This is a genomic window from Bradyrhizobium sp. UFLA01-814 (assembly GCF_046718885.1).
Lineage (GTDB): Bacteria > Pseudomonadota > Alphaproteobacteria > Rhizobiales > Xanthobacteraceae > Bradyrhizobium > Bradyrhizobium elkanii.
On sequence record NZ_JAQOSR010000244.1, the window covers coordinates 1 to 9666 of the forward strand.

Genomic DNA, 9666 nt, shown 5'->3' on the forward strand with positions numbered 1-9666 from the left:
GGTACCAGCATTACAAGGAAGCGGCCGATCTGCCGCTTGCGGCGCGGCTGCATGCCGACGTCGCCGAAGCCATCGCCGAGCGCCGTGTCGACGCCGCGGGCGCGGCCTCCGACAGCCTGATCGACTACATCGAGAGTTTTGCGCGTTCGACGCTGTAACAGCTCTTAGAGCTCGACGACCGTTCGGATCGACCGCCCGCGCCGCAATGCCTCGAAGCCGTCATTGATGCCGTCGAGGCTGCAGCGGCCGGTGATCAGTTCGTCGAGCTTGAGCCGGCCGTCGAGATAGGCCTGCGCCAGCAAGGGGAAGTCGCGCCGTGGCCGCGCGCCGCCGTAGCTCGAGCGGCGAAATCGTTTCTCGCCCATCAACGCGCCCCAGCGGAAACTCACGTCTTGCGTGACGTCGATCTTGCCGAGCCAGATCACCTCGCCGCCCGGCCGCACCGCCTCCGCGGTCTGCCGAAACGCCTGCGGATGGCCCGCGGCTTCGAGGATGATGTCAGCGCCCCGCCCGCGCGTCGCCTCCTTTGCGAACTGCACCGGGTCCTCGCGCGCCGCGTTGACGACGTGCGTGGCGCCGAGCTGCCGCGCCAGCGCCAGCTTTGCATCATCGAGGTCGACCGCGATAACAGCACCGGCGCCGGCAAGCCGGGTGCCCTGCACCGCCGCCAGCCCGACCGCGCCGCAGCCGGTGACCATCACGGTATCGCCGTGCCCGATGGCGGCGACGTTCAGCGCGGCGCCGACCCCGGTCATGACGCCGCAGCCGATCAGGCACGCGCGGTCGAACGGAATGTCGTTCGGCACGACGATCGCCTGCTGCGCCGGCAGCACGACATATTCCGAGAACGCGCCGAGGAACATCAGGTGCGCCAGGTTGCGGCCGTCCGCGAGCTGAGCCTTCGACGCGCCGTCGAAATGCACACCTTCCGCGCCCCGCGCGAGATAGGTCTCGCACAGGATCGGCTGCGCACGGTCACAGTGCAAGCAGTGCCCGCAATGCGGATTCCAGGACAGGATGACGCGATCGCCGACGCTGATGTCGCGCACCGCGCTGCCGATTTCCTCGACCACGCCGGCGGCCTCGTGCCCGAGGATCATCGGCAAGGGATAGCGCAACGATCCGTCGATGACTTCGAGGTCGGTGTGGCAGAGCCCCGCGGCGCGCACCCTCACCACGACATCGGTCGGCATCGGCTGCGCAAGCGACACGCGCTCGACGGAGAGCGGCGTTCCGCTTTGATGCAGCACCGCCGCGCGGCAGGTCAGGGTCATTTCGAAAAATTCTCTGCCGGGGACATCAGCACGGGCTCAGGCCGTCTGTCCGGACCGCAGCGCTGCGACCGCCTCGTCGAGATCGACCGAGGAGAGCTCCCATTCATTGTCGAAATTGGCGACGACGCGCCGCATGAACGGCTCGTGCAGCGCTTTCGCGGCAGCGGCATCGTGCAGATGATCATAGAGCAGCGCGAAGGCCAGTTGTGCCGGCTCGGGCCCCTCGTAGCTCCATTCAAAACCGTGCTCGGTGAGACGAAGCTGGTCGTAATGCGGTGACAGCGGCTTGCCGTCGACCAGCACCGAAATGCCGTCGATGGTGCGGTCCCCGGTATAGCTCGCCATCGGATCCTCCCTGTGCTGCAGCATCATATCAGGAGCTCGGTCAGGATCCTGGCGGACGCATCTTGAGGTCCTTCTTGACGACCTCGGGGAAGATCCACATCGCGACCGTGGCGAACACGCCGAGGAAGGCGACCGCATAGCTCGGTCCCTGCTGGCCCAGATAGACCATGAAAAAGTAACCGCAGGCCGCCGTGGCGAGGCACGCCAGCGACAGCATGAGCTTGATGTGGCTTGGCATCGAGACCTCCCTTCAGATCAACCACGTGGGAAAGGACGGCGCCGCCACGCGGAGCAGCAGCGCGAGCGCAGCGATCATGGCACAGCAGGACAGCCGCAATCCCGCTCGTCCGTCGCGCCACCATTCCGGCAGCGCCTGAAACAGCCCGGGCAAAAACAGGAACAGCACGCCGCCGACGACAACGACGGTAGTCCAGCGCAATTCGGCCGCCGCGAATGCCAGGGTGCCGGCGAGCAACATCACCCACACGATGGTCGTCATCGTCACCGGCAGAACGGCACGCCCGCGCAGCGGGTACATGCCGGCCAGCTGCAGAAAGCCGATGCAGCACACGCTCCACAACAGGCCGAACCAGGCGAGGCCGGCGAGATTGGGTTCAAGCTGCGGCATGCGGCACCGATTGCTCCGTCGCCACGACCCGCGGCGTCCGCGCCGTCCGGCGCATGTCGGTCTTCACGTAGCGCGTGCTGTAGCCGTTGAAGATGTGGCCAAGCAGGCCGCGATTGAGGTCGGAGGTGCCGAACACATAGTCCATCACCGGGAAGGTCAGGTTCATGTTCCGCTCCATCATGATCGACTGGTTGTGATGGGCGGTATGATGCCGGCGAATGGTGTTGACGAAGGGCATGTTGCGCACGAAGGCATTTTCCTCGACGTGGCAGCAGAAGTGCATGAACTCGTAGATCAGGTACATCGAGGTCGTCGTGGTGATCAGCAGCCAGCCGGTGTTGGCCGAGATCACAAGGCCCGCGACGATCGCCGGCAGGATCGACATCAGGGTAAACACCACCAGCGCATAGGGCGGGAAGAAAGTGACGCGCCAGTCGTGATGATCGGCAAAGCGCATCTCCTCCTCGGTGAAGAATTGATGGTGCATTAGCGTGTGGCGGCTGTAGACCGCGCGCAGCAAGGGCACATTCGAGGGCCGATGCATGACGAAGCGGTGCACCGCCCATTCGAAGAAGTTTGCGATCAGGAAGACCACGGGAATGGTGAGGTATTCCCACCACCGCACGTCGTGCACATTGGCCAGATAGACGTACAGCGCCGTGAAGCCGATCGTGTAGATCAGCACGACATGCAGCCAGCCATTGTACCAGCCCACCACGCGCTCGCGGTAGGTCGCGCGATATTTGCGCTGGCGGTCGGTCATCCCTGTTGCAGCCAACTCCATCGCGGGTCCCTCCATCGCGCGCTAACTGACATATCAGTAGCACATCAGTTACGGAAGGCAAGCCGCCTTCGACTGTCGCGGGTGGTTCCGGAAAAGAAGATGGTGCACGGAACCCGCGGGAGGATCAGGAAAGCATGGCTCGGTTTCGCGCGATCGGGCTGATCGCGCCCTTCCCGCCCATCTCGGCGGCACGTTGCAGATGGGGGCAGCCCAAAGAAAAGGCCGCCCCGGATGGTGTCCGAGGCGGCCTGTGGCGTTCGACAGATCAGAAGATCAGAGCAGGCCGGCGCCGCGGGCCCATTTGTACTTGGCGCCGAGCACCTCAACCGGGAGTTCGGTCGAATAGGCGTAGGCCGGGATGCCGTTCTGGTAGAGATATTCGGCGGCTTCCTCGACCTCGACGTCGCCGGCGAGCGAGGCGACGATCGGCTTGACGAAGCCCTTGGCCTCCATCTCCTTCTTCACCTCGACCATGTTGCGCGCGAACACCATCGGCGGCGTCACGATGGTGTGCCAGTAGCCGAGGATCAGTGCGTGGATGCGCTCGTCCGACAGGCCGAGCTTCACGGTGTTGACGTAGGTGATCGGCGGCTCGCCGCCGGTGATATCCACAGGATTTCCGGCCGCGCCGAACGGCGGGATGAACTTGCGGAACGCCGCATCGAGATCCGGCGGCATCTGCATCAGCGACAGGCCGTTGTCGACCACGGAGTCGGAGAGCAGCACGCCGGAGCCGCCGGCGCCGGTGATGATCAGCACGTTCTCGCCCTTCGGCGTCGGCAGCACCGGCACGCCGCGGGCGAATTCGAGCAGCTGCCGCAGGCTGCGGGCGCGGATCACGCCCGACTGCTTGAACACGTCCTCATAGATCTTGTCGTTGCCGGCGAGCGCACCGGTGTGCGACGACGCCGCCTTCGCACCGGCCGAGGTGCGGCCGGCCTTCAGCACGACCACCGGCTTCTTCTTGGAGACCCGCTTGGCGGCCTCGGCGAAGGCGCGGCCGTCCTTCAGGTCCTCGCAATGCTGCGCGATCAGATTGGTGTTGGGGTCCTGCTCGAAGAAGGCGAGCAGATCGTCCTCGTCGATGTCGGACTTGTTGCCAAGGCCGACGATCGCCGACACGCCCATCTTGGCGGAGCGCGAGAAGCCGATGATCGCCATGCCGATGCCGCCCGACTGCGACGACAGCGCGGCGTGGCCCTTGACGTCATAGGCGGTGCAGAACGTGGCGCAGAGATTGGCCGGCGTATAATAGAAGCCGTAGATGTTTGGCCCCATCAGGCGGATATTGTACTTCTTGCCGACCTCGACGATCTCGGCCTGCAATTCCGGCGCGCCGGCCTCGGCAAAGCCCGAGGGAATCAGCACCGCGCCGGGGATTTTCTTCTCGCCGCATTCGGCGAGCGCGCCGGCGACGAACTTTGCCGGGATCGCGAACACCGCCGTGTCGATCACGCCGGGCACGTCCTTGACGCTCTTGTAGGCCTTGTAGCCGAGGATTTCGTCGGCCTTGGGGTGGATCGGATAGATCTCGCCCTTGTAGCCGCCGTTGATGAGGTTCTTCATCACGGAGTTGCCGATCTTGCCGTCCTCGGCGGAGGCGCCGATCACGGCCACGCCCTTCGGCTGCATGATGCGGTTCATCGCGGCGACGATCTCTTCGGTCGGACGCGGCGCCGGGCGCGGCTTGTAGTTGAAGTCGACGACGATGCGGACGTCGGCGGCGATCGCATTCTTGCTGGTGGCGAACACCGGATTGAGGTCGAGCTCGACGATCTCGGGGAAATCGCTGACCAGCTGCGACACCTTGACGATGACGTCGGCGAGCGCCTCGCGGTTGACCGGATCGCCGCCGCGCACGCCCTTCAGCATCTCATGCGCCTGGATGCCGTCGAGCATCGACAGCGCATCGTCCTTGGTCGCGGGCGCGAGGCGGAAGGTGATGTCCTTGAGGATTTCGACCAGTACGCCGCCGAGGCCGAAGGCGACCAGCTTGCCGAACGAGCCGTCGGTGATCGAACCGACGATCACCTCGGTGCCGCCGCCCAGCATCTGCTGGACCTGGATGCCCTCGATCTTGGCGTCGGCCTTGTACTTCCTGGCGTTGGCCAGAATGGTCTCGTAGCTCTTCTCGGCCTCGGCGGCGCTCTTGACGCCGACCACCACGCCGCCGGCCTCGGTCTTGTGGAGGATGTCGGGCGAGACGATCTTCATCACGACCGGGAAGCCCATGTCGGAGGCGATGCGGGCGGCCTCGGCCGCCGACTTGGCGACGCCCTCTTTCGGCACCGGAATGCCGTAGGCGTCGCACACCACCTTGCCTTCGGGCGCGGTGAGGCTCGTGCGCTTGTCGGCCTTGACCGCATCGAGAATTTTGCGGACCGCATCCTTCGAATTTGACATTGGCTTCCTCCTGGGACAGATTTCGTGGCATTTGGTATGCCAAAAACGCAATTGTCAAGGTCGGTCGAGGTCCAAAAAGATCGAAAAATATAGGTAGCTTGACATTCTGGTATTTGGCATGCCAAAAATCTAAGGTAATTTCTTCTGCTAAGAAGACGTCTCCAAGAGGAGGAGACGAGTCGTGCCAGAACCGAAACAGACCAAGGCGTCGCCCACCATGGCTGACACAGATATCGCCATCGTCCGGATCGCGCCGGAGACGAGCTTCAAGAACAAGGCCTATGAAGCCTTGAAGGAAGCGATCCTGAAGATGGACATCTACGCGACGCCGGAGCCCGTGATGCTCGACGAGCGCGCACTGTCCGAGCGCCTCGGCGTCAGCCGCACGCCGATCCGCGAAGCGATCGCGATGCTCGAGCAGGACGGATTCGTGAAGACCGTGCCGCGCCGCGGCATCGTCGTGGTCCGCCGCACCAAGGCGGAGATCGTCGACATGATTCGCGCCTGGGCGGCGCTGGAGAGCATGGCGGCGCGCCTGATCACGACCACCGCGCGCAAGAAGGACATCTCGGCGCTGCGCGACTTCTTCAAGGACTTCAGCGACGATCGCCTGCCGCAGGATCACGTCGAGGAATATTCCAAGGCCAACATCGCCTTCCACCAGGCGCTGATCTCGCTGTCGGAATCGCCGGTTCTGGTCGACCTCACCAACGACCTGCTGCTGCATGTGCGCGGCTATCGCCAGCTCACGATCGGCCGCAAGGACCGCACCGCGACCTCGCTGCCGGAGCATCTCGGGATCATCGAGGCGCTGGAAGCGCGCGACACCGAACTTGCCGAGAAGCGCGCGCGCGACCACACGCTTGGGCTTGCCGCCTATGTCGAGGCGCACGGCCAAGAATTATTCACGTAGAGAACCGTTCACTTAAGTTTGAGAGTCCACACCCGCTTCAGACGACAATCAGATCGTCCGAACAAAGAACGATCAGGGAGACGATGCCGATGCTGAATACCGCTACGAAGTCCGAGGCACCGGGCACCGAGCAAGAACTGACCGATGGCTTCCATCTCGTCATCGATGCGCTCAAGCTCAACGGCATCGACACCATCTATGGTGTGCCGGGTATCCCGATCACGGACCTGGGCCGCATGGCCCAGGCGGCGGGCATTCGCGTGCTCTCGTTCCGCCACGAGCAGAATGCCGGCTATGCGGCCTCGATCGCCGGCTTCCTGACCAAGCGGCCCGGCGTCTGCCTCACGGTGTCGGCGCCCGGCTTCCTCAACGGCCTCACCGCGCTCGCCCACGCCACCACCAACTGCTTCCCGATGATCCTGGTCTCGGGCTCGTCCGAGCGCGAGATCGTCGACCTGCAGCAGGGCGACTATGAAGAGATGGATCAGCTCGCGATCGCCAAGCCGCTGTGCAAGGCCGCGTTCCGCGTGCTGCACGCCCAGGACATCGGCATCGGCCTCGCGCGCGCGATCCGCGCCGCGGTGTCGGGCCGTCCGGGCGGCGTCTATCTCGACCTGCCCGCAAAGCTGTTCTCGCAGGTGATGAACGCCGACGCCGGTCAGAAGTCGCTGGTCAAGGTGATCGACGCCGCGCCCGAGCAGATCCCCTCCCCGTCTTCGGTCAAGCGCGCGCTGGACGTGCTGAAGAGCGCAAAACGCCCGCTCATCATCCTCGGCAAGGGCGCGGCCTACGCGCAGGCCGACGAGGCGATCAAGAATTTCGTCGAGAAGAGCGGCGTGCCGTTCCTGCCGATGAGCATGGCCAAGGGCCTGCTGCCCGATCTGCATCCGCAATGCGCGGGTGCGGCGCGCTCGACCGTGCTGAAGGAAGCCGACGTCGTGATGCTGATCGGCGCCCGCCTCAACTGGCTGCTCTCGCATGGCAAGGGCAAGACCTGGGGTGAAGCCCCGAAGAAGTTCATCCAGGTCGACATCGAGCCGAAGGAAATGGATTCCAACGTCGAGATCGTCGCCCCCGTGGTCGGCGATATCGGCTCCTGCGTGTCGGCGTTCCTCGACGCCATGGGCGCGAACTGGACCGCGGCGCCCACCGACTGGCTCTCGACCATCGCCAAGAAGCGCGACGACAACGTCGCCAAGATGGCGCCGAAGCTGATGAGCAACGCTTCGCCGATGGACTACCACGGCGCGCTCGGCGCGCTGCGCGCCATCATCGCGGAACGTCCGGACACTATCTTCGTCAACGAAGGCGCCAATACGCTCGACCTCGCCCGCGGCGTCGTCGACATGCACAAGCCGCGCAAGCGGCTCGACGTCGGCACCTGGGGCGTGATGGGCATCGGCATGGGTTATTCGATCGCCGCCGCGGTCGAGACCGGCCTGCCCGTGCTCGCGATCGAAGGCGACAGTGCGTTCGGCTTCTCCGGCATGGAGGTCGAGACCATCTGCCGCTACAAGCTGCCGATCTGCGTCGTGATCTTCAACAATGACGGCATCTATCGCGGCACCGACCTCAACAGTGCCGGCGACGATCCGGCGACCACCGTGTTCGTCAAAGGCTCGCGCTACGACAAGATGATGGAAGCCTTCGGCGGCGTCGGCGTCAACGCCACCTCGCCGGACGAGTTGAAGCGCGCGGTCAATGCGGCGCTGGATTCCGGCAAGCCGACGCTGATCAACGCGGTGATCGACCCGGCGGCGGGCTCGGAGAGCGGCCGCATCGGCAACCTCAATCCGCAGAGCGTTCTGCAGAAGAAGAAGTAACCCCTAACCCCATCACTCCCTGCGGGTGCAGGGGCAGACAGAGTACGGAGCAAACATTATGACCAAGGCGCTGAAGGGCGTTCGCATTCTCGATTTCACCCACGTCCAGTCGGGTCCGACCTGCACGCAATTGCTGGCCTGGTTCGGCGCCGACGTGATCAAGGTCGAGCGTCCCGGCGTCGGCGACATCACGCGCGGCCAGCTGCAGGACATCCCGAACGTGGACAGCCTGTATTTCACCATGCTGAATCACAACAAGCGCTCGATCACGCTCGACACCAAGAACCCGAAGGGCAAGGAAGTGTTGACGGCGCTGATCAAGCAGTGCGACGTGCTGGTCGAGAATTTCGGTCCCGGCGTGCTCGATCGCATGGGCTTCCCCTGGGAGAAGATCCACAGCCTCAACCCGAAGATGATCGTCGCCTCGATCAAGGGCTTCGGCCCCGGCCCGTATGAGGACTGCAAGGTCTACGAGAACGTCGCGCAGTGCACCGGCGGCGCCGCCTCGACCACCGGCTTCCGCGACGGCCTGCCGCTCGTCACCGGCGCGCAGATCGGCGACACCGGCACCGGATTGCATCTCGCGATCGGCATCCTTGCTGCGCTCCACCAGCGCACCAGCACCGGCAAGGGCCAGAAGGTCACCGCCGCAATGCAGGACGGCGTGCTCAACCTGGCGCGCGTCAAGCTGCGCGACCAGCAGCGCCTCGCCCATGGGCCGCTGAAGGAATACAGCCAGTTCGGCGAAGGCATTCCGTTCGGCGACGCCGTGCCGCGCGCCGGCAACGATTCCGGCGGCGGCCAGCCCGGTCGCATCCTGAAATGCAAGGGCTGGGAGACCGACCCGAACGCCTACATCTACTTCATCACCCAGGCGCAGGTCTGGGAGAAGATCTGCGACGTGATCGGCGAGCCGACCTGGAAGACCGATCCGAACTACGCCAAGCCGCCGGCCCGCCTGCCGCGCCTCAACGAGATCTTCGGCCGCATCGAGCAGTGGACGATGACAAAGACCAAGTTCGAGGCGATGGAGATCCTCAACAAGGACGACATCCCCTGCGGTCCGATCCTGTCGATGAAGGAGATCGCGGGAGACCAGTCGCTGCGCGCGACCGGCACCGTGGTCGAGGTCGATCACCCGACCCGCGGCAAGTATGTCTCGGTCGGCAACCCGATCAAGCTGTCGGATTCGCCGAGCGACGTTCAGCGCTCGCCGCTGCTCGGCGAGCACACCGACGAGATCCTGCGCGAGGTGCTCGGCTTCAGCGATCACCAGGTCGCCGAGATCCACGACTCCGGCGCGCTCGACCCGCCGCGCAAGCAGGCGGCGGAGTAAGGGCTCGCACTCAAGCAGAAACACGAATGGCCGCGGGCAACCGCGGCCATTTTGTTTTGGGAGGAACTTGCGGTCCCGCACCGCTGTCGACCGCAGGCCGGATCAACCACCCTCGCCGCTCTCGCCGTCCCCGCCCTCATCCCCCGGCACATATTCCAGA

Annotated in this window: 9 protein-coding genes and 1 pseudogene; 4 read left to right on the forward strand and 6 right to left on the reverse strand. The window is 64.7% G+C overall.

The window, feature by feature from the left end; all coding sequences use genetic code 11:
- Positions 1-158, forward strand: a pseudogene (locus PMN64_RS39850) (GntR family transcriptional regulator); the annotation flags it as partial.
- 6 nt (positions 159-164) lie between these two features.
- Here the strand turns inward: PMN64_RS39850 and PMN64_RS39855 are convergent.
- The 6 genes from PMN64_RS39855 to PMN64_RS39880 form a co-directional block, all read right to left on the reverse strand.
- Complete coding sequence (locus PMN64_RS39855; RefSeq protein WP_411784705.1) at positions 165-1274, reverse strand: Zn-dependent alcohol dehydrogenase; 1110 nt, start codon at positions 1272-1274, stop codon at positions 165-167.
- A gap of 36 nt (positions 1275-1310) precedes the next feature.
- Positions 1311-1619 (reverse strand): DUF6166 domain-containing protein, encoded by a 309-nt coding sequence (locus tag PMN64_RS39860; protein WP_304499493.1) that lies wholly within the window; start codon positions 1617-1619, stop codon positions 1311-1313.
- A gap of 40 nt (positions 1620-1659) precedes the next feature.
- Positions 1660-1857 (reverse strand): hypothetical protein, encoded by a 198-nt coding sequence (locus PMN64_RS39865; protein WP_024579640.1) that lies wholly within the window; start codon positions 1855-1857, stop codon positions 1660-1662.
- A gap of 12 nt (positions 1858-1869) precedes the next feature.
- Positions 1870-2247, reverse strand: a complete 378-nt coding sequence (locus tag PMN64_RS39870; RefSeq protein ID WP_304499492.1) for a hypothetical protein — start codon at positions 2245-2247, stop codon at positions 1870-1872.
- On the reverse strand, positions 2234-3031 hold the full coding sequence (locus tag PMN64_RS39875; protein ID WP_411784706.1) for a sterol desaturase family protein: 798 nt from the start codon (positions 3029-3031) through the stop codon (positions 2234-2236). Before PMN64_RS39875 ends, PMN64_RS39870 begins: the two co-directional genes overlap by 14 nt.
- 273 nt (positions 3032-3304) lie before the next feature.
- A complete protein-coding gene (locus tag PMN64_RS39880; protein ID WP_137476348.1) occupies positions 3305-5434 on the reverse strand; it encodes an acetate--CoA ligase family protein in 2130 nt (709 codons plus the stop codon).
- A 217-nt stretch (positions 5435-5651) separates the two neighbouring features.
- On the opposite strand from PMN64_RS39880, the gene PMN64_RS39885 reads away from it, so the two are divergent.
- The 3 genes from PMN64_RS39885 to frc all read left to right on the forward strand — a co-directional run bounded on the left by PMN64_RS39885 (position 5652) and on the right by frc (position 9506).
- On the forward strand, positions 5652-6347 hold the full coding sequence (locus PMN64_RS39885; protein ID WP_050387017.1) for a GntR family transcriptional regulator: 696 nt from the start codon (positions 5652-5654) through the stop codon (positions 6345-6347).
- An 89-nt stretch (positions 6348-6436) separates the two neighbouring features.
- A complete protein-coding gene (gene oxc, locus PMN64_RS39890) occupies positions 6437-8170 on the forward strand; it encodes an oxalyl-CoA decarboxylase (protein ID WP_411784707.1) in 1734 nt (577 codons plus the stop codon).
- Positions 8171-8228: 58 nt separating this feature from the next.
- Positions 8229-9506 (forward strand): formyl-CoA transferase, encoded by a 1278-nt coding sequence (gene frc / locus PMN64_RS39895; protein ID WP_411784708.1) that lies wholly within the window; start codon positions 8229-8231, stop codon positions 9504-9506.
- Positions 9507-9666 lie beyond the last annotated feature (160 nt).

What these genes read in the sequence shown, in the direction of transcription:
- PMN64_RS39855 (WP_411784705.1), bottom strand. Translation starts at nt 1,274, where the DNA reads ATGACCCTGACCTGCCGCGCGGCGGTGCTGCATCAAAGCGGAACGCCG.
- PMN64_RS39860 (WP_304499493.1), bottom strand. Translation starts at nt 1,619, where the DNA reads ATGGCGAGCTATACCGGGGACCGCACCATCGACGGCATTTCGGTGCTG.
- PMN64_RS39865 (WP_024579640.1), bottom strand. Translation starts at nt 1,857, where the DNA reads ATGCCAAGCCACATCAAGCTCATGCTGTCGCTGGCGTGCCTCGCCACG.
- PMN64_RS39870 (WP_304499492.1), bottom strand. Translation starts at nt 2,247, where the DNA reads ATGCCGCAGCTTGAACCCAATCTCGCCGGCCTCGCCTGGTTCGGCCTG.
- PMN64_RS39875 (WP_411784706.1), bottom strand. Translation starts at nt 3,031, where the DNA reads ATGGAGTTGGCTGCAACAGGGATGACCGACCGCCAGCGCAAATATCGC.
- PMN64_RS39880 (WP_137476348.1), bottom strand. Translation starts at nt 5,434, where the DNA reads ATGTCAAATTCGAAGGATGCGGTCCGCAAAATTCTCGATGCGGTCAAG.
- PMN64_RS39885 (WP_050387017.1), top strand. Translation starts at nt 5,652, where the DNA reads ATGGCTGACACAGATATCGCCATCGTCCGGATCGCGCCGGAGACGAGC.
- oxc (WP_411784707.1), top strand. Translation starts at nt 6,437, where the DNA reads ATGCTGAATACCGCTACGAAGTCCGAGGCACCGGGCACCGAGCAAGAA.
- frc (WP_411784708.1), top strand. Translation starts at nt 8,229, where the DNA reads ATGACCAAGGCGCTGAAGGGCGTTCGCATTCTCGATTTCACCCACGTC.